12 protein-coding genes, 2 tRNA genes and 1 pseudogene (1 of these 15 running past the window's edge) are annotated in these 19,763 nt (G+C 75.3%); 10 read left to right on the forward strand and 5 right to left on the reverse strand.

Annotation, left to right across the window (positions count from 1 at the left end; translation table 11 throughout):
- Positions 1 to 257: pseudogene (locus tag O1G21_RS18080) on the reverse strand (SpoIIE family protein phosphatase); its annotated part reaches 1,036 nt to the left of the window's first position; the annotation flags it as partial.
- 170 nt (positions 258 to 427) lie between these two features.
- On the reverse strand, positions 428 to 1,777 hold the full coding sequence (locus O1G21_RS18085) for an NAD(P)/FAD-dependent oxidoreductase (RefSeq protein ID WP_405000665.1): 1,350 nt from the start codon (positions 1,775 to 1,777) through the stop codon (positions 428 to 430).
- Positions 1,778 to 2,462: 685 nt separating this feature from the next.
- Here O1G21_RS18085 and O1G21_RS18090 point away from each other — a divergent pair.
- Positions 2,463 to 3,233 carry a TetR/AcrR family transcriptional regulator gene (locus O1G21_RS18090; protein WP_405000817.1) on the forward strand — a complete coding sequence of 257 codons (771 nt, stop codon included), beginning with the start codon at positions 2,463 to 2,465 and terminating at the stop codon, positions 3,231 to 3,233.
- Positions 3,234 to 3,691: 458 nt separating this feature from the next.
- Complete coding sequence (locus O1G21_RS18095; protein WP_270145095.1) at positions 3,692 to 5,992, forward strand: sigma-70 family RNA polymerase sigma factor; 2,301 nt, start codon at positions 3,692 to 3,694, stop codon at positions 5,990 to 5,992.
- Between the two features lie 83 nt (positions 5,993 to 6,075).
- On the opposite strand, the gene O1G21_RS18100 is transcribed toward O1G21_RS18095, so the two are convergent.
- From O1G21_RS18100 to O1G21_RS18110, 3 genes are all read right to left on the reverse strand, one after another.
- Complete coding sequence (locus O1G21_RS18100; protein WP_270145097.1) at positions 6,076 to 6,780, reverse strand: DsbA family oxidoreductase; 705 nt, start codon at positions 6,778 to 6,780, stop codon at positions 6,076 to 6,078.
- An 87-nt stretch (positions 6,781 to 6,867) separates the two neighbouring features.
- Complete coding sequence (locus O1G21_RS18105; RefSeq protein ID WP_270145099.1) at positions 6,868 to 7,389, reverse strand: universal stress protein; 522 nt, start codon at positions 7,387 to 7,389, stop codon at positions 6,868 to 6,870.
- Between the two features lie 424 nt (positions 7,390 to 7,813).
- Entirely contained in the window at positions 7,814 to 9,994 is a 2,181-nt protein-coding gene (locus O1G21_RS18110) for an asparagine synthase-related protein (protein WP_270145101.1), read from the reverse strand.
- 729 nt (positions 9,995 to 10,723) lie between these two features.
- On the opposite strand from O1G21_RS18110, the gene O1G21_RS18115 reads away from it, so the two are divergent.
- The 8 genes from O1G21_RS18115 to O1G21_RS18150 all read left to right on the forward strand — a co-directional run bounded on the left by O1G21_RS18115 (position 10,724) and on the right by O1G21_RS18150 (position 19,621).
- Positions 10,724 to 12,151 carry an MFS transporter gene (locus tag O1G21_RS18115; RefSeq protein WP_270145103.1) on the forward strand — a complete coding sequence of 476 codons (1,428 nt, stop codon included), beginning with the start codon at positions 10,724 to 10,726 and terminating at the stop codon, positions 12,149 to 12,151.
- A 7-nt stretch (positions 12,152 to 12,158) separates the two neighbouring features.
- Positions 12,159 to 12,289, forward strand: a tRNA-Asn gene (locus O1G21_RS18120).
- Positions 12,290 to 12,714: 425 nt separating this feature from the next.
- Positions 12,715 to 14,292 carry a TROVE domain-containing protein gene (locus O1G21_RS18125; RefSeq protein ID WP_270145105.1) on the forward strand — a complete coding sequence of 526 codons (1,578 nt, stop codon included), beginning with the start codon at positions 12,715 to 12,717 and terminating at the stop codon, positions 14,290 to 14,292.
- A 592-nt stretch (positions 14,293 to 14,884) separates the two neighbouring features.
- A complete protein-coding gene (gene lhgO, locus O1G21_RS18130; protein WP_270145122.1) occupies positions 14,885 to 16,126 on the forward strand; it encodes an L-2-hydroxyglutarate oxidase in 1,242 nt (413 codons plus the stop codon).
- 55 nt (positions 16,127 to 16,181) lie between these two features.
- Complete coding sequence (gene trmB / locus O1G21_RS18135; protein ID WP_270145124.1) at positions 16,182 to 17,012, forward strand: tRNA (guanosine(46)-N7)-methyltransferase TrmB; 831 nt, start codon at positions 16,182 to 16,184, stop codon at positions 17,010 to 17,012.
- A gap of 116 nt (positions 17,013 to 17,128) precedes the next feature.
- Complete coding sequence (locus O1G21_RS18140) at positions 17,129 to 18,448, forward strand: PrsW family intramembrane metalloprotease (protein WP_270145126.1); 1,320 nt, start codon at positions 17,129 to 17,131, stop codon at positions 18,446 to 18,448.
- Between the two features lie 66 nt (positions 18,449 to 18,514).
- A tRNA-Met gene (locus tag O1G21_RS18145) sits at positions 18,515 to 18,588 on the forward strand.
- Positions 18,589 to 18,787: 199 nt separating this feature from the next.
- Positions 18,788 to 19,621 carry a hypothetical protein gene (locus tag O1G21_RS18150; protein WP_270145128.1) on the forward strand — a complete coding sequence of 278 codons (834 nt, stop codon included), beginning with the start codon at positions 18,788 to 18,790 and terminating at the stop codon, positions 19,619 to 19,621.
- Positions 19,622 to 19,763 lie beyond the last annotated feature (142 nt).

Genomic DNA, 19,763 nt, shown 5'->3' on the forward strand with positions numbered 1-19,763 from the left:
TTGGCGTAGCCGAGCTGGTGGAGCGGGCCGTAGGTGACGGCGACCGGGGCCGGGATGCGGTTGAGGACCTCGCGCAGGTTCTGGGGTTTGTGCGGTTCGAGGAGCTCGACCGTGGTGGTGGGGCTGGTCGGGTCGCGGGGGCTGGGTACGACGACGCCGTCGGTGGAGGGCGTGCCCTCGTCGGTGCCGGCCCCGTTGGGTGGGGCGGCACGCCAGGGGACTCCGGTGAGCCGGGCGCTCCAGCGCATGAGGTTCAAACGACGGCCGCTTCCTCGTTTTCCAGACATATCATCACTTTTTGTGCGCACGTCAGCACACGGGGTAATGACCAGTTCGGGCTGATCCTGTCAGGCGGAGGGCCGGTTCCGGAAGTCGCACGCCCGGCGTGGCCGTCGGATCGGCCGTCGGCCCCGGCCGACCGGGGCGTTCACCGGAGCCCTTCCGGTCCGGGGCCGGGCGGTCGGCCCGCTCCGGAATCGAAACCGTCCTCGAAGACCGCACGCGGGTGCTCCATCGCCCCCAGGGAAACCACCTCGCGGGAGAACACCCCGCCCAGCACCCAGTCCATCAGCACCCGCGCCCGGCGCTCCGCGCTCGGCAGCCACCGCAGGTGCCGCGCCCGGTGCAGCCACCACGCCCGCCGGCCGGTGATCCGCCCGCCGCGCCGGGTGTGGGCGACGGCCCGGTGCAGGCCGAGCGAGGTCGAGCAGGCGGCGGGGCCGGGCCGGTACCCGACCAGCCCAGGCGCGTGCGGTCCGCCGTCCAGGGCCACCGCGATGTTGCGGGCGAGCAGCTCGGCCTGGGCGACGGCGTGCTGGGCGTTGGGCGCGCAGGGGGCGCCGTCCGCGTGCGGATCGGGTACGGCGGCGCCGTCGCCGGCCGCCCAGACGCCCGGCAGGGCGCGCCCGTCCGGGCCGACGGCCTGCAGGGTGGCCAGACAGCGGACCCGGCCGAGGGCGTCCAGCGGCAGATCGGTGTCGCGCAGCATCGGGGAGGGCCGGACGCCCGCTGTCCAGACCAGGGTGCGGGCGCCGAAGCGGCTGCCGTCGGAGAGCGCGGCCACCCCGCCGACGGCGGACTCCAGGGTGGTGCGCAGCCGGATGTCGACGCCGCGTTCGCGCAGCTGGCCGAGGGTGTGCTCGGCGAGTTCGGGCGACTCCTCGGCGAGGATCCGGTCGGTCGTCTCGACCAGCACCCAGCGCAGGTCCTCGGCGCGGACGTTGTGGTAGCTCCGTACGGCGGTGCGGGCCATGTCCTCCAGTTCGGCGAGCGCGCCGACGCCCGCGTAGCCTGCGCCGACGAAGACGAAGGTGAGCGCGGACTGCCGCAGGGCTGGGTCGCGGGTGGCGGAGGCGAGGTCGAGCTGCTCCAGCACGTGGTTGCGCAGGTGGACCGCGTCACCGACGGTGGAGAAGCCGAGCCCGTGCTCGGCCAGGCCCGGCACCGGGGCGGTCCGGGAGACCGAGCCGGGGGCCAGCACCAGGACGTCGTAAGGGAGTTCGAGTGGCGCCGGGGGCTCGCCGGGGCCCGCGGCGTCGGCCAGGGCGCGGCGGGCGGCGTGTTCGATCCGGGTGATCCGGGCGGTCAGCACCCGGCAGTCCGGCAGGGCCCGGCGCAGCGGGACGACCACGTGCCGCGGGTCGATCGAGCCGGCCGCGACCTCGGCCAGCAGCGGGTGGTAGGTGGAGTAGGCGTGGGGTTCGACGACGGTGATCTCCACCTCGCCGCGCCGCAGCCGCTCCCGCAGGCCACGCTGGAGATGGAGCGCGGTGGCCATCCCCGCGCAGCCGCCGCCGGCGATCAGGATCCTGATGGTGCACCTCCTGCCGATGTGACGTTTCGTCCCGGCCCCGGGCGTCCGACGGCCGGGGGGTGTCCCCCCATCACGCCCCCTATGAAGGACCGGCGGAGGTGGTCTTGTCCACAGTCCGTACCGGGCTGGTTGTGACGGAAGTGAAGGCCGTGGCCAGTTGTGCTCGCCGGGCGACTTTCTGACGCACTTTCGGCCTCGAAGAGCCGTGAACTATGGTCGGATTGTGTGCTGGAGCGGCCACCGCCATGACAACCGGCGGCGACGCACCGTGGAGCGGCCACTACGGCCAGTTCCAGCATTGGCGCGAGAACCCGACTGGGGAACAGTCATCCGGGGAAGGGTAGTTCCCGGACGAGGCCCCGGGCGGTGCCGACGCACCGAGCCGGACGTCAAGGCGGCCCGGCGGCACGACCGTGGTCACCGGAACGGGACGGGCGGCACGAGCGATGGGTCATCTGGTCATTTCTGACGGGCTGAGCTGCACCGGGGGGTGCAGGGGCGGGCGACGACAGGGTCCGGTTTCGGACGCCTGCGGGGGAGAGTTGGGATGATGGAACAGAAGCAGGTGTTGGGGCGGGCGGGCGCACCGCACGCCGGACAGGGCGTGGTGCCGGAGCAGCGGGGCCCGGTGGACCTGCCGCAGGGCGGGATGACGTACGCGGCCGTCCCGTACCGGGCGGAGCCCCCGCAGACCACCGCGCCGGTACCCGGGGCCCGGTTGCGGGTGGACGCCCGGCGGAACCTCGAGAGCGTGCTGCGGGCCGCCCGGGAGGTGTTCGGCGAGTTCGGCTACGGCGCTCCGATGGAGGAGGTCGCACGCCGGGCCGGGGTCGGGGTCGGCACGGTCTACCGGCGCTTCCCGAGCAAGGAGGTGCTGGTCCAGCGGATCGCCGCCGAGGAGGTGGCCTGGCTGACCGCGCAGGCGCGGGAGTCGCTGTACGGCGGCGACGGCGCCTGGGAGGCGCTGGCCGGGTACCTCGCCCGGGCCGTGAGCACCGGCGCCGGGCGGCTGTTGCCGCCGGAGGCGTTCCGGTACGCGGAGGAGCTGGGCCGGGTGGCCGAGCAGCGGGCGCCGGAACCGCCGGCGGCCGTCCGCTTCGACCTGCGCGGCGAGGAGGCTCGGTCCGGGGCGGCGGTCGATCCCTCGTCGGCGGACGCCGATCCCCGGCTGCTGCTACAGCTGTTGGCGGCCCTGGTGGCGCGGGCGGGTGCGGCCGGCGAGCTGCGGCCGGGCGTCACGGTGTCGGACGTGGTGCTGGTGCTGACCGCGTCGGTGCCGGTGCACGCGGCGCGCCCCTCGGTCTCGGCGCCGACGGCGGCCGGGTTCACGGCGATTGGGCCTCAGACGGACCGTCAACCGGCCGCGGGGCCGTCGGACCGGCTGCTGCAGATCCTGTTGGACGGTCTGCGGGCGCGCTGATCCGGTGTCCGACCCCGGCCTTCGTGGTCGGCCTTCGTGGTCAGCCTTCGCGGTCGGACAGCGGTCGGACAGCGGACGGGCAGCGGACGGGACCTCGGTGCGGCGAACGGGCTGCGGCCGTCGCGTCGGGCAGGCACGGTCGACGCGCCGGACGGGCACGAAAGTTGAACGGGACACCGGCGCGCGCACAGGGCACGCGCGCCGGGTGCGGGCGTCGCGCGACCCACCGCCGCACGCTGGGCGAACACATCCGCGACGGCCCCTCGGAAGAGTGGGTACCGGCCGGTCCGGCTACCACCCGCCCCTGCGCTATGCCATCCTTTGCCCGTGGTTGGAGCCAATGTCCCGATGCGCGCCCTTCGCGCGCCGTCGGCGCCGTACGCCGGGGAACCGTGCACCTACGCACTCCCGCGCGCCCTGCCACACTACGGGGGCTGTCGTGGAATCTGGGGTCCGTTGTGAGCGCCGAGGAACAGAACGACTACGGGTACGGCCTCGACTTCGGGGGTCTCTCCGGTAGTACGGCCGAGGGATCCGCCGCAGGACCCGGTGGTAGCGGCGCCACCCAAGTCCCGGGCCCCGCCACCGGTTCGGGCGCTGCCACCGGTTCGGGTGCCGCGGCCGGTTCGGGTGCCGGGCACGTCCCGGACCAGGGCGGATGGCCCGGCCGCGAGTCGCTCTCCGCCTCCTCCACCCCGCTGCCGCCCGGTCGGGTGCCCGGCCAGGCCCCGGCGGGCCGGGGCGGCGTCGCCCCCGGGGCGTTCGTCGGCGCCGGCCGCCCGGCCCCCCCGACCGTACCCGCCCCCGCCGACCCGGTGGACGGCGAGCGCCCGCCCTCCGACGCCGAGTTGACCGCCCGGGTCCGGGCCGGCGACGACACCGCGTACGAGGAGATCTACCTCCGGCACGTCCACTCGGTGCGCCGCTACGCCCGCACCTGCTGCCGGGACAGCTTCACCGCAGAGGACCTCGCGGGCGAGGTCTTCGCCCGCACCCTGCAGGCGCTCAAGGCGGGCAAGGGACCGGAGTTCGCCGTCCGCGCCTACCTGCTGACCGCGGTGCGCAACGTCGCAGCCGCCTGGACCCGCAGCGAGCGGCGCGAACAACTCGTCGACGACTTCGGCGTGTTCGCCCAGAGCTCGGCCGCCGTGGTCGACTTCGACCTAGCCGACCCGGGCGCCGACGCCTGGGCGATGGCGATGGCCGACCAGCGGATGGTCATGCGGGCCTACGCCGAGCTGCCCGAGGACGACCGGGTGGTGCTCTGGCACACCGAGGTCGAGCGGGAGTCGCCGAAGACCGTCGCCGTGATGCTCGGCAAGACCGCCAACGCCACCGCCGTCCAGGCCCACCGGGCCCGCGACCGGCTGGCCGCCGGTTTCCTCCAGGCACACGTCTCCGGCAGCCAGGACAGCACCTGCGAGGCGTACGCCAACCGGCTCGGGGCGTACGCGCGCGGCTCGCTGCGCAAGCGGGCCTCGGCGGAGGTCGGACGCCACCTCAAGGAGTGCGACCGCTGCACGGCGGCCTGCCTCGAACTCACCGAGATCAACACCGGTCTGCGCGCGCTGCTGCCCGGCGGCGTGCTGGTCTGGATCGGGGTCGGCGGGTTCGGCGCCGCCGCGGCCGCGGTGGGCGGTGCCGCCGCGGTCGGCGGTGCGGCCGCGGCGGGATCGGCGGTGGCCGGGTCCTCGGGGACGGCCGCGGGGACGGCCGGTGCTTCGGGTTCGGCCGGTGCGGCGGGGGCCTCGGGTGCGGCGGGGGCTTCCGGCGCTTCGGGTGGTTCCGGCGGGAGCGCGGCCGGTGCGGTGGCCGGCGAGGGCCTGGGGACCGCCGCCAAGGCCGGGATCGCCACCGCCGTCGCGGTGACGGCCGCCGCGGTGGCCGCGTACGCGCTGACCGGCTCGCCCGAGCCGAAGCTCCCCGTGGCCGCTCCCCCGGCCGCCTCCGCCCCGGCCTCGCCCGCCCCCGTGGTGCCCGCGCCCGCTCCGCCGGCCCCGATGCCCAGCAGCGCCGCCCCGGCCCCCGAGCAGCCCGCGGCCAGCCCGAGCGCGAGCCCCAGTCCGAAGCCGGCCCCGAAGTCGACCCGGGCCCAGGCCCCGGCGGCCACCCGGGCCCCGCGGCGCGAGCCGACTCCGGAGCCGACCACCGTGTCGACCACCGCGTCGACCACCGAGGCACCGGTCATCCCGACCCCGACCCCGCCGACCCTCCCGCCGGTGCCGACGCCGGAGGTGCCGGTCATCCCGACGCCCACCGTCCCGCCGGTGCCGACGCCGACCGTCACCCCGCCGACCCCGCCCGCGCCCAGCGACTTCTGGGGCGACACGCTGCCCGTGGTCAAACCCGGCCACCACCGGGTGCCCCCGGAGGGCCCGAGCATCCGGCAGAAGGGCAGCGACAGGTTCTGGCAGCGCGACGGCGGCTGGATCGGCGGCGAGTACCACCCGCACGCCATCACCGTGCACGCGCCGGCCACCACGCTGATCGACCTCAACCGCAGCTGCACGTCCTTCGACGCGGTCGCCGGGGTGGACGACGCCACGCTCAGCCCCGGCGCGGTGGTCTTCACCGTCCAGGGCGGCGACGGCACCACCCTGTGGCGCTCCCCGGCCCTCAGCGCCGGGGACGACGCGGTGCCGGTGCACGTGCCGCTGACCGGGCGGACGTCGATCCGGCTGGTGGTCACGCCGGTGCACGGGATCTGGTCGGCGCTGAACCTCGCGGACTGGGCGCAGGCCCGGTTCAGGTGCTCGTAGCGCTGGTCACGGCTCGGGCACGGGCCCGTTCCGGAGGCCGCTGACGGCTCCCCGGGAACGGGCCCCGGATCCTGCGGTCCTGTTCAGATGGCGCAGGAACCGTCCGCGCAGGCCTCCCCGGCCGGGGCGACCGGCACCGGCGCCGGGCGGCGCTCGCCGATCTCGGCGGCGACCTGCTCCAGCACCTTGCGGAAGGTCTCGGCCTCCTGCCCGCCCTGGACCGCCCACTTGCCCTCGAACACGAAGGTCGGCACGGCGCTGATGCCCAGCTCACGGGCCTCGGCCAGCTGGGCGCGGACCTCGGCGGTGCCCTCGTCGCCCGCCAGGTAGGCGGTCACCCGCTCGCGGTCCAGGCCCGCCGCCACGGCGACGTCGGCCAGCGCGGCGCGGTCGCCGACGTCCACGCCGTCGGTGAAGTGCGCCTTCAGCAGCGCCTCCTTGAGCCGGCCCTGCGCCTCGGCACCGTACTCGGTCTCGGCGAGGTGCAGCAGGCGGTGGCCCAGGAAGGTGTTGGCGTGCAGGGCGGCGTCGAAGTCGTACCTGATGCCCTCGGCGAGGCCCAGCTCGGCCACCCGCGCGTCCATCGCGACCGACTGCGGACCGTAGCGCTCGGCCAGCCAGGCTCGGTGCGGGCTCGCCGTCGCGGGCGCGTCCGGGACCAGCTGGTACGGGCGGTAGACGACCTCGACGTCCTCCTTGCCCGGGAAGTCCGCCAGGGCCTGCTCGAAGCGGCGCTTGCCGATGTAGCACCAGGGGCAGGCGATGTCGGACCAGATCTCGACCTTCATGTTCGGGGGGCTCCAGGGGGCGTCGCGGGCGGATGTACGGGATGGGTGAACGATGAACCATCTCGGTACATTCCCGACACCGCCGAGTCAGCCCTCCGCGGGCGCCGGCACCACCAGGACCGGGCAGGCCGCGTGGTGCACCGCCGCCGAGCTCACCGAACCCAGCAGCAGCCGGGCGAAGCCCCCGTTGCCCCGGGTGCCCACCACGAGCGTGTGCTGCCGGGTCGACGCCTCCAGCAGCACCTCGATCACGTTGCCCAGCACCACGTGCAGCGACAGCTCCCCCGCGTACGGTCGGACCCGCTGCCGCAGCACGGCCGCCACCGCCCGGCGCAGTCCGTCCGCCATGCTCTCGACCAGCGTCTCCACGCTCTCCTGCACCAGCTCCGCCATCCCCGGCGGGTAACCGGCCGGCGCCGGGTTCACCACGGCCAGCACGTACAGCGGCAGCCCGAACAGCTCCGCCTCCGTCATCGCCCGGTCCAACGCCCACAGCGACCCGTCCGAGCCGTCACACGCCGCCAGCACCCCGGGCGGCCGCCCCGACGGCGGCCGCCCGAGCACCGACAGCACCACGGGAACCTCCTGCCCCGGGCTCACACCGGCCACCACGCACACTCCTCACCGCGGACTCACAGCCCCGCCATCATCACCCGCCCGGCGGGACGGCTCGGGACAGCCGCGCCGGACGAGGGGGACGGGGCGTGCTGACCCGGCGGGACCCGCCTGGGGCAGCCGGGCCGGACGAGGGGGGCGGGGCATGCCGACCCGGCGGGACGGCTCGGGGCAGCCGGGCCGAAGCATGGGGTGGAGTCCGTCCGGGTTGGACGATCGGGAGGGATGAGCGCTGCGAGCCGCGGTGCCATCGGGCCGGCCGCTGCTGTCGCAGGTCGGTCGGGGCCGTGGATGTGTAGGCAACCGGTGGGCGCGAGATGGCCGGTCGGCCGGGCACGGTCCCTCTTGGCGGCGAGGGACGACGGGGTCGAGCTCGGGCGTGCCGGGCCGGCCCGAGCGGTGGCGGGCCTGGGAGCAGTCAGGGAGTGAGGGCCGGGGGGTGGGGGTGGGGGAGGCCGGTCCAGCAGGCGCCGTGGCGGCGGGCGCGGAGGCGGCGGAGCCAGAGTTCGGTGGAGACCAGGTCGGCGAGGCCGGCGAGGGCGGCCGGGGAGAGGGGGGTGGTGGGGTCGGCGGAGTGGGCGAGGCCGGCGCGGACCGCGGGGAGGTCGATGAGGCCGGCTTCGGCGAGGAGGGGGGCGTCGAAGAGTTCGGCGAGGCCGTCGGCGGCGAGGCGCAGGCCGGCCCGGGTGGGGGCGGTGCGGTCGGGGCGGGGGCCGCGGCCCCAGTCGGGGGGCAGGTCGGTGCGGCCAGCGCCGGTGAGGACGGCGTGCAGGAGGGCGTGCCGGGCGCCGGGTTGGAGGCGGACGTCGTCGGGGAGCAGCCGGGCGGCGCGGACCACCTGGTTGTCGAAGAAGGGTGCGTGCAGGCGCTGGCCGGGTCGTTCGGCGGCGTGCACGAGCGTGCGGTAGGAGCGCGCCTGGCGGTGGAGGGCGTGCCGGGCGCGGTGTGCGCCGGGGTGTTCCTCGGGCGCCGGTTTGCGCGCCGCCAGTCGCAGCCGGAGGGCCACCGAGGAGAGCGCCTCGTCGGAGAGCCAGCGGGCGGCCGGGCCGGGGACGCACCAGGCTAGGTCGACGGCCGAGCGGTCGCCCGCCGTGCCCGCGCCGTCCGGGACGTGGCGGGCGGTCAGTTTGGCGGCCGCCTCGTCCAGCGCCTCGGCGTAGCGGACCCGGGAGAGCCGGTGGGCGGCCCGGACCACGGTGAGCGGGGTGCGCAGCGCGCCGGCGAGTACGCCCGCCGCCGCCCGGTCGACTCCCGCCAGTGCCGCGACCGGGGGCAGGAGTTCGCGGGGCCGCCCGGTCCGGATGAGGTCGGCGAGCCGCGCCGGGTGGCCGTCCAGGACCTGGCGGGCGCCGTAGCCGGTGAGGTGGTCGGTGCCGCCGGCGTCGAAGCGGGCCTGGGCGCGGGCGGCGGCGATGAGTTCGGGTCCCGGTTCGTCGGTGAGCGGTCCGGACTGGGGGTCGGCGCGCAGTACGGCGTACGGGAGGGTGTCCGGGCCAGGGGCGAGCACGGTGTGCCGCAGCCTGGGGGTGTCGGGGGTGAGCGCGAGGGTGGTGGGCGGCTCGGTCTCGCCGAGCGTGACGGCGGCCAACTGCTCGGAGGCGGACGGTTCCTGGGCGGTTTCCCGGACCCAGGATCCCTTGACAGCGCCGCTCCTGATCCCGGCCCCGCTCCTGCCCCAGGCGCTGCTACCGGCGCCGTTCCTGGCGCCGACCGCGAGCGGCGCGGTCCCGACGACCGGGGGCACCGGTGGCAGCGGCACGGCGGCGGCGAGCAGGGCGACGGTGGCGGAGGCGGTGCCGTAGGAGAGGTCGACGCCGAGCCGGGCGCGCCCGGCGGGGCCGGCGGCCGGTGTGCTGGTGCGGACCCGGGAGCGGACGGATTCCAGCAGGGCGCGGGTGAGTTCACGGATGGCGGGCGCCTCGTCGCGCGGCTGTTCGGCGCCGGGCGGCTCGTCGTAGGCGTCGAGGTACGGGCGGCCGCCGCGGATGGCGAGCACGTGGCCGGGCGGCACCCGTTGGACGCCCAGGTACGGCGTGCCGGTGCCGAGCGCCTCCGGGGACTCGGGGCAGGCGAGCCGGGCGGCGAGGTGGCCGGTGTCGAGTGCGGCGCCGACCAGGTCGGCGAGCGGGAGGGCGGCGGTGGCGTACGCGGTGCCGCCGGCCCAGGGGGTGTGGAAGACGGGCTGGGCGCCCGCGAGGTCGGTGAGCAGCAGGGTGGAGCGGGTGCCGGTGCGCAGCACCACGGTGTAGCTGCCGGGCCAGGCGGTCAGGTGGCGGACGGCGCCGCCGCGGGCGGCGGCGAGGCCGGCGGCGAGTTCGGCGTCGGTGGCTCCGCAGTGGCCGAGGACGGCGAGCCGGGTGGTGGCGGGGGTGTCCTCGACCGGGTCGGGGGCGGTCGGGCCGGTGCTGACGGCGGCGGGGGCGCCGGGGCGGAGGGTGACCAGGCGGATCTCCTCGGGCCGCCAGTCGCCCACGGCCCAGAGCGGGTTGGGGCCGGTCCACAGGGGCCGCGCGGCGATCGGCGCGACCGTGGCGAGGGCTTCGTGCGCCGGCGCACCCGCCCGGGGCGTGCCCGTGCTCCAGCCCGTCAGCCACCGCATCGCGCCTCCACCGGACGAGGACCTGCACTCGCGCGGCGCGTCCGGCGCCGGGCGGGCGGCCGGGTGGGGTGCCGGGGCGGCCCGCCCGCGCGTCCGGGCGTGCCCTCGTTCCGGCGCGCCGTCAGGAGACATGGTGCCACCACCGCACGCGGCCGGGGTCGGTGTTGTCGGTTCCGTTTCCGTTTCGCCGGCGCTGCGGCACCTCTCGAACGGGACTCGACAGGACTCCGGCGCGGATGGATTCGGGCGGGCCGGGCCTCCCCCTCCCTGGCCCGGACCGCCCGGGCGCCGCCCTTGGCATGGGCATCGCGAGATGGCCGAAAGGCGTCGCCCCGCCCGGGAGGGCATCCGCATGCCCTCCCGGACTTCACCGCCGCCCGCGGGGATTGTGGCGGCGGCATCCCCCGGCCCGCCGGGTCCTCGACGGCGGGCCGACCCACGACCACCAGCGAATCGCCGAGCAGCCGGTCGAGCCAGGGGGCACGGCCGGGCGCACGTGAACACGGGACCGGAGCACGGCGCTCCGGCGCGCGGCGCGGCCGAACCGCTCCGGGTGGTCCGGACCAACCGCCGCAACGGCCGGGTGCGGCGGCGCCGGGTGCGCGATCCCGCCATCCGGAATGCGGCCTCTTAACCGTCGGAACGCGTCCGACTACTCTAGGTACAGCAGCTACGGCCCGGTGCCGCCCGGGCCCCGCGCACAAGGCCGCAGGAGGTGCCGCCGCCACCATGACCGTCAGCCCACGAGGACCGAACGAACGGCTCGGCACGCTCCTGACCCTCGCCCAGATCAGCAACGCCGGCCTGGCCCGCCGGGTCAACGACCTGGGCGCCCAGCGCGGGTTGACGCTGCGCTACGACAAGACCTCGGTCGCCCGCTGGGTCAGCAAGGGCATGGTCCCGCAGGGGCCCGTCCCGCACCTGATCGCCACCGCGATCGGCGGCAAGCTCGGCCGGCCCGTCCCGCTGGAGGAGATCGGCCTGGGCGACACCGACCCGGCGCCCGAACTCGGCCTGGCCTTCCCGCGCGACGTCGCCGACGCCGTGCGCTCCGCCACCGACCTGTTCCGGGTCGACCTCGACCTGCGCCGCGGCCCCGGTGGCGGCCGCTGGAGCGACAGCCTGGCCGGCACCTTCTCGGTCGCCGCGTACGCGACGCCCGTCTCCCGCTGGCTGATCAACCCGGCGGACGGCTCGGTGGCCCGCGAGGCGCCCCGCTCCCCCAGCGAGAACTCCTCGTACCGGGTCGGCCACTCGGACGCCGTCAAGCTCCGCGAGGCCGCCCAGGAGGCCCGCCGCTGGGACTCCAAGTACGGCGGCGGGGACTGGCGTTCGTCGATGGTGCCGGAGTGCCTGCGGGTGGAGGCGGCGCCGCTGCTGCTGGCCTCGTACAGCGACGCGGTCGGCCGGGCGCTGTTCGGCGCGACCGCCGAACTGACCAGGCTGGCCGGGTGGATGGCCTTCGACACCGGGCAGCACGAGGCCGCCCAGCGCTACTACATCCAGGCCCTGCGGCTCGCCCGGGCCGCCGCCGACGTACCGCTCGGCGGGTACGTGCTCGCCTCGATGAGCCTGCAGGCCGGCTACCGGGGCTTCGCCGAGGAGGCCGTCGACCTCGCCCAGGCCGCGCTGGAGCGCAACCGGAGCCTGGCCACCGCCCGGACCATGAGCTTCTTCCACCTGGTGGAGGCACGCGCCCAGGCCAAGGCCCGCAATGCGGCGGCGTGTGCGACGGCGCTCGGTGCGGCGGAGAGCGCACTCGAGCGAGCGCGCGCCGGGGATCCCGATCCGGCGTGGATCGACTTCTACGCCTACGACCGGCTGGCCGCCGACGCCGCCGAGTGCTTCCGCGACCTCGGAGTGCCCTCCAAGGTCCGCCAGTTCACCCGCGAGGCGCTGGCCAAGCCCACCGAGGGCTTCGTCCGCTCGCACGGCCTGCGGCTGGTGGTCTCGGCGATGGCCGAGGCCGAGGCGGGCAACCTGGACGCCGCGGTCGCCGCCGGCGAGCGCGCCGTCGAGGTGGCCGGCCGGATCTCCTCGCAGCGCAGCCGGGAGTACGTGGTGGAGATGCTGCGCCGACTGGAGCCGTTCCAGGGTGAACGCCGGGTACGGGAGTTGACGGAGCGGGCGCGGGCGGTGATCGTCGCTCCGGCGTGAGCGGCGCGAAGCCGGCGATAAATCAGATGCGCCTGCGGGAGGGGCCTGGCTAAGGTCTCTCTCGTCCAGGTGCGCAGGCAGAGGTTACTTCCACTGTTAATGGGCGGGTCGCGGGTTCGAGTCCCGTCATCGGCTTCGGGCCGGTGTAGCTCAGTCGGTAGAGCAGCTTCGTCACCTCAGCCGACCTCGAACTCTGGACACCTACACGTGAATAGAATTCCGCACCTCCCGGTGCGACGGCAGCGGTTACTTCTGTGGAGTGCCCCTCACGGGGCGCGGTGAAGCTGAATTCCATCGACCGCGGCCACCTTTGATCTCGGGAGGCAGTTGCGCTTCGGGGTGCCCGGTGCGCAGGCGGGGGTTACTTCGGATCTTGCGGTTCCGGGTTCAAGTCCCGGGCGTGCCGTGCGCGAGTGCGGCCGCTAGCTCAATTCGGAAGAGCACAAGGCATACACCTCCGCCGACGTCGGTCGTTGGACAACGACCGGCATGATCTCGGGCAATCCTCACCGCGGCATGCCTCCCTCCCGTAGACGACCAAGCACGCCGAGGGGGGCTGCAGCATGTCCAGGTTCAACGTCCGCAAGGCCAAGGCGAGTCCGAGCTCGCCGGTGACCACGACCGGGCGGCACGGCCTCACCCACGAGGGCGGCACCGGTTACGTCCGGGACCGCAAGTCCGAGCTCTTCCTGCTGGCCGTGGCCAACATGGTCGGCCAGGACACCTTCTACGAGCGCGGCGGCGACCGCGACGACCGCTTCACCGCGCTGGTGCGCGAGCTCGCCGTCGCCGAGCCGGAGTGGACCCTCGGGCTGCTGCGCTGGCTGCGGTACGGGGCACAGATGCGCACCGCCGCGCTGGTCGGCGCCGCCGAGTTCACCCGCGCCCGACTGGCCGCGGGCGCCCACGGGTACTCCCGGCAGGCCGTCGACGCGGTGCTGCGGCGCGCCGACGAGCCCGGCGAGCTGCTCGCCTACTGGACCTCGCGCTACGGCCGGGCGCTGCCCAAACCGCTCAAGCGCGGCGTCGCGGACGCGGTGCGGCGGCTGTACGACGCCCGCTCGCTGCTCAAGTACGACACCGCGGGCAAGGGCTACCGCTTCGGCGACGTCCTGGAGCTGACCCACCCGACGCCGGACCCGGACAAGCCCTGGCAGGGCCCGCTGTTCGCGTACGCGCTGGACCGCCGACACCGGCCGGAGGAGGCCGTCCCGCCCGCGACCCTCCCGCTGCTGACCGCCAACCGCGAGCTGCTCGCGCTGCCGGTCGAGCAGCGCCGGGCGGCCGTGACCGCCGAGGACGGCGCGCAGCGGCTCGCCGCCGCCGGGCTGACCTGGGAGGCGCTGGCCGGCTGGCTGCAGGGCCCGCTGGACGCGGCCGCCTGGGAGGCGGTCATCCCCTCCATGGGCCCGATGGCGCTGGTCCGGAACCTGCGCAACTTCGACCGGGCCCGGGTGTCGGACGAGGTCGCGGCCGAGGTGGCCCGGCGGATCTCCGACCCGGGCGAGGTACGGCGCTCGCGCCAGTTCCCGTTCCGCTACCTGGCCGCCCACCGGCACGCGCCCTCGCTGCGGTGGGGGCACGCGCTGGAGACGGCGCTCGGCCACTCGCTCGCCAACGTGCCCGAACTGCCCGGCCGGACGCTGATCCTGGTCGACCGCTCCGGCTCGATGTTCGACCGGCCCAGCGCGCAGACCCAGCTCAACCGGGCGGACTCGGCGGCGATCTTCGGCACCGCGCTGAAGGTCCGGGCGGCCGAGGCGGACCTGGTCGAGTTCGGCAGCAGCAGCCGGGTGATCGAGGTCGGCCGCGGGGAGGCGGTGCTGCGGGTGCTGGAACGGTTCTCCGACCTCGGCGGCACCAACACCGCCGAAGCCGTCCGCACCCGCTACCGGGGCCACGACCGGGTGGTGATCGTCACCGACGAACAGACCGGCTTCGGCTACCGGGGCAGCGACCCGCTCGCCGCCGTCCCGGCCCACGTTCCCGTCTACACCTGGAACCTGGCGGGCTACGTCCTGGGCCACGGCCCCAGCGGCGGCGGCAACCGGCACACCTTCGGCGGCCTGAGCGACGCGGCCTTCCGGCTGATCCCCCTCCTGGAGGCGGGGTCCGACGCCGGCTGGCCCTGGGAGGTCTAGAGGTCTAGCAGCGGCCGGTGCACCGGGTCGGGGGGCCCGGCGCACCGCGACCCGGCCGGACGGGGGACGGCGGTGGCGCGCGGAGTCGGGGGACTCGGCACGCGATCGCCACGGCCGGACGGGGGGTGACGGTGGCGCGGAGTCGGGGGACCCGGCGCCACCACCGACGGCCGGACCGGGGGGACCGGCCGAAGCCCCGGGACGGAGCCACCAGGGGAGGCTCCGCCCCGGACCCGAGGGGGGCGGCAGGGACACTGCCGCCCACCTCGGCATGCCACCCGCCGGACCACGGCGGGCAGCTCCCGCACCAGCCGCGCGGCGAACGGGCGGCGGGCCGCGAAGCCGCGCAGCGGAGCCTTGACGGGCCGACCGGTGCACGCGAACCTCGGCCGCGCCCGCCACCCGCCCGCGCATCACCCGTCACGACGTCACCGGCGACCGATCCCCGCCACAGCATCACCGGCCCGGACCGGGCAACCGACGGGAAACGGGCGCCACCGCCCCCGACCCGTGGCAGCATCGGCAACGCAGGCCGGGTGGGCGGACCGCGTCGGCCCGGCATCAGGGGCGGGCAGCGGACGAGGAGCACAGGGTGGCGGACGAGTTCGATGTCGTGGTGGTCGGCGGCGGGATCGTCGGGTTGGCCACGGCCCACGCCCTGACCCGGGAACGGGCCGGGACCGGCCTGCGGGTGGCGGTGCTGGAGAAGGAGAACGGCTTCGCGGCGCACCAGACCGGGCGCAACAGCGGGGTGATCCACAGCGGCGTGTACTACCGCCCCGGCTCGTACAAGGCCCGGTTCGCCGTCGCGGGCGCCGCCGAGCTGGTCGGGTTCTGCCGCGAGCACGGCATCCCGCACGAGGTCACCGGCAAGCTGATCGTGGCGACCGACGACGCCGAGCTGCCCCGGCTGGCGGCGCTGGCCGAGCGGGGGCGGGCGAACGGCATCCCGGTCACCGAGCTGGACCGGGCCGGGATCGCCCGCTACGAGCCGGAGGTCGCCGGGCGGGCCGGGCTGCACGTGGCCACGACCGGCATCTGCGACTTCCCGGCCGTCGCGACCACGTACGCCCGGCTGGCCCGGGACGCGGGCGCCGAGCTGCGGCCCGGTACCGAGGTGCGGACGCTCGTCCGGCGCCGGGACCGGGTGACGGTCGGCACCGCCGACGGGGAGCTGCGCTGCCGGGTGCTGGTGAACTGCGCCGGGCTGCACAGCGACCGGATCGCCCGGCTGGCCGGGGACGACCCGGGGGTGCGGATCGTGCCGTTCCGCGGTGAGTACTACGAACTGGCCGAGAAGCGCCGGGAGCTGGTGCGCGGACTGGTCTACCCGGTGCCCGATCCGGCCTTCCCCTTCCTCGGCGTGCACCTGACCCGGGGCATCCACGGGGACGTCCACGTCGGCCCGAACGCGGTGCCCGCCCTGGCCCGCGAGGGGTACGACCGGCGCACCGTCCGCCCGCGCGACCTGGCCGAGACCCTGGCCTTCCCCGGCACCTGGCGGATCCTCCGGCGGCACTGGCGGTACGAGGTGGGCGAGTTGCACCGTTCGCTGTCCAAGCGGGCGTTCACCACCGCCGTCCAACGGCTGCTGCCCGCCGTGACCGCCGCGGACCTGGTGCCGGCCGCCGCCGGGGTGCGGGCGCAGGCGGTGGCCCGGGACGGCTCGCTGCTGGACGACTTCGCCTTCGCGGGCTTCGACCCGGAGGACCCGCGCTCCCCGCGCCGCACGGTGCACGTGCTGAACGCCCCCTCCCCCGCCGCGACGGCCTCGCTGCCGATCGGCCGCGAGGTCGCCCGCCGGGCCCTGGCCGCCCTGGAGGCCGGCGGATGAGTCCTGTCACAGGCCCTGCGGAACGGCCCCCGAAGCCCCGTAGACTCGGGTGATTGTGACTGCCACCGCCCCGATCCCCCAGCAATCGCCGTCCGCCCGGCTGTCCGCGGCGCCGGCCGCCTACCCCGCGCCGATGTACCCGCACAAGGCCACCGAGGAACAGCACCGGGAGCGGCGCATCCGCAGCTTCCAGCCGCGCCGGGGCCGGATGACCAACGCCCAGGCGAGCGCCCTGGACCGGAGCTGGGAGACGTACGGCGTCCCGATCGACGGCACCCCGCTCGACCTGCGGGAGCTGTTCGGCGGCCTGCCGGTCACCCTGGAGATCGGCTTCGGCATGGGCGAGACCACGGCCGCGATGGCCGCCGCCGACCCGTCGATGGGCATCCTCGCCGCCGACGTGCACACCCCCGGCCACGGCAACCTGCTCGGCATGCTGGAGCGGGACGGTTCGCAGAACGTCCGGCTGGCCGCCGGCGACGCCGTCATCCTGCTGCGCGACATGCTGCCGGACGCCTCGCTGGCCGGTCTGCGGGTCTACTTCGCCGATCCGTGGCCGAAGCCCAAGCACCACAAGCGCCGACTGGTCCAGGCGTCCTTCCTCGATCTCGTGCTGCCCCGGCTCGCCCCGGGCGCCCTGGTGCACTGCGCGACCGACTGGGAGCCGTACGCGGAGCAGATGCTGGACGTGCTGTCCGCCTCGCCGGAGCTGGAGAACCTGCACCCCGAGGGTGACGGGACCGGCTGGCTGGAGCCCGCGGACCACCCGGACGGCAGCATCCCCGGCTACGCGCCCCGGCCGGACTGGCGGCCGGTCACCAAGTTCGAGCGGGCCGGGATCGCCAAGGGCCACGTGGTGCACGACCTGCTGTTCCGCCGCCGCTGAACCGTCGGCAGCCGTTCGAACGGGCCCCGGCGGGCTGACCGGCCGGTCGGGGCCGGGACGAACGATTCGTCCCGACTCCTCCCGACGGGCCGCCGCCGTGGCCTACCCTGTGCCGCATGGGCAGCCCGTCGGGCGGCGGCCGGGGCGTCTCGCTGGGGCGGACGACCGTCCGCACCGCCGCCGACGCACCGGGGACGGCCCCGCGCACCGGTGACACCCGGACCATCCCGGGGCCCCGCGAGCGCCGGGCCCACCGGCTGCTGCCCCGGCCCGGCGGAGCGCCACCGCAGCCCGCGGCCACCTCGGCACCCGGTCCGGACGGGCCACCGCCTGCGGCGCCACCGCTCCGCAGCCGCTCGATGGCGCTCTCCTCGGTCACCGCGACCGCCGTGCTGGTCCTGATCGGCTGCGGGGTGCTGATCCTGCACCTGGTCCAGCGGCAGACCGGCACCGTCGGACTGCTGGTCGGCCTGGGCCTGGCGATGGTGCCGCTGCCCTTCGTGCTGGGCGGCCTGGCCTGGCTCAACCTGACCGCCCGGGTGCCGCTGCGGCACACGGTGTTCTGCCTGGGCTGGGGCGCCTGCGCCGCCACCACGGTCGCGATCCTCGCCAACAACTGGACCGCCGACTACCTGACCGCCCACCAGGGCGCCCTCGGCGGACTGCTCGGGGCCGGGATCGCCACCCCGGTGATCGAGGAGAGCGCCAAGGCCACCGCCCTCCTGGTGCTGCTCCTGCCGCTCGGCCAGCGGCTGCGCTGCCACGGCCGCCGCTCCGGGCGCCCCTGCGCGCCGCTGCTGCACCGGTCGCCCGCGCCCCGGCGCCCCCGCCCGTCCCTGCGCCGCCCGGCCGGACCGCACGCCCGGGGCCGCCCGTACCTGCGCCCGCTGCCCTACCTGTGCCCGGCCCCGCCCTCCCCCGGCACCCCGCACCGCCGCTCCCGACCGCGCACCCTGGCCGCAGGAGTGGTCCTCGGCGGGATGACGGCCTGCGGCTTCGCCTTCACCGAGAACGCCCTCTACCTGGGCCGGGCCTTCACCACCGACCAGCGCAACCGGCTGGACAGCATCGGCCTGGGCGATCCGCCCAGCCTGCGCGACTTCGACAGCACCGTGCAGACCTTCGTGCTGCGCGCCCTGCTCTCCCCCTTCGCCCACCCGCTGTTCACCGCCCTCACCGGGATCGGCCTGGCCGTCACCCTGACCACCGGCCGACGCTGGCTGGCCCGGCTGGCCGCACCCGCCGGGCTGCTGACGGCGATGGTGCTGCACGGCACCTGGAACGCCGCCGCCGACCTGGGGACGGACGGGTTCCTGGTGGTCTACGGGGTGCTGATGGTGCCCTGCTTCGTGGCGCTGGTCTGCTTCGCGCTCTGGGCCAGATCCCGCGCCGCGCGGCATGCCGGGCGGCGCGCACGGCGTCCCGTACGGGGGTAGCCCGGGGCCGGCTCGAAGAACCGATTTCCCATCTCGGCGACTTCCACGTATTGTTGTGTTCACCGACGCGGGGTGGAGCAGCTCGGTAGCTCGCTGGGCTCATAACCCAGAGGTCGCAGGTTCAAATCCTGTCCCCGCTACTCAGTAGCCGAAGGGCCCGGAGGATTCTTCCTCCGGGCCCTTTCGCGTTTCCGGGTACGGGCAGAGCACGGTCCCGCCACGAAGCGGTAACGGGGGCGGAATCCAAGATCTCCTGTCGTAGGGCTCCCCCATACTGAGGAAAATTTCAGCCAAGTGGGGGACGGCGGGGGGCCGTGCCCTGGATAAGGAACGACCTCGATGCTGTCGAAGCGCCTGGTGAGCACTGCCGCGATCTGCCTCCTCCTGGGGGCCGGCACGGCCGCCTGCGGTGACAACAAGGACTCGGACAAGGCCGCCGCGCCCGCGACCACCGCCGCCGCTGCCGCGACTCCGACCGCCACGCCGACCCCGACCGTGGCGAAGCTCGACACCGACAAGCTGAGCGCCCAGGAGCTCGAGCAGAAGGCCAAGGACGCCCTGGCCGGCGCCACCGCCCTCAGGATCTCCGGGACCATGGCCGACGCGGACGGCAAGATGGAGATGGACCTGTCCATGGACAAGAAGGGCCAGTGCCTGGGCACCGTGACCCTGCCGGGCATGGGCAAGATCGACATCATCGGAGACGGCAAGGCCTCCTACCTGAAGGGGGACCCCACCTTCTTGGCCGCCATGGCGGGCCAGACCGGGGACAAGAACGGCGCCCAGGTCGCCGAGCTCCTCAAGGGGCGCTACCTGACCGGGTTCGACAGCGACCCGCAGATGAAGATGATGACCAGCTTCTGCAGCCTCAGCGACTTCAGCAAGCAGATCGTCGACGGCAAGACCGACAAGGCGGAGAAGGGCGTCGCGGGCAACGTCAACGGCGTGAAGACCTTCAGCCTCAAGGTCACCGACAGCTCGGGCGAGCAGTCGACCCTCCAGATCGCCACCGAGGGCAAGCCCTACCTGGTGCAGGTCGAGACGGTCTCGGCCAAGGACGGCAACACCACGATCAACTTCTCCGACTTCGACAAGCCGCTCACCGTCCAGGCCCCGCCGGCCGACAACGTGATCGACTTCTCCAAGTTCAAGGCCCAGGTGAAGGGCGCCTGAGCGGAGCCCGCGAATAATCCGTTGCCCTCCCGCCAGGAGCCTGCCTACAGTGGCTGCACACTGAAAGGAGGTGATCCTGAATTGAGTACCATCAGGATGCGTGAGGTGGCTGCTCGCTAGAGCCGCCCCTGCCTGCGCAGGG

Origin of the sequence: Kitasatospora cathayae, assembly GCF_027627435.1 — a bacterium.
Taxonomy (GTDB): Bacteria; Actinomycetota; Actinomycetes; order Streptomycetales; family Streptomycetaceae; genus Kitasatospora; species Kitasatospora cathayae.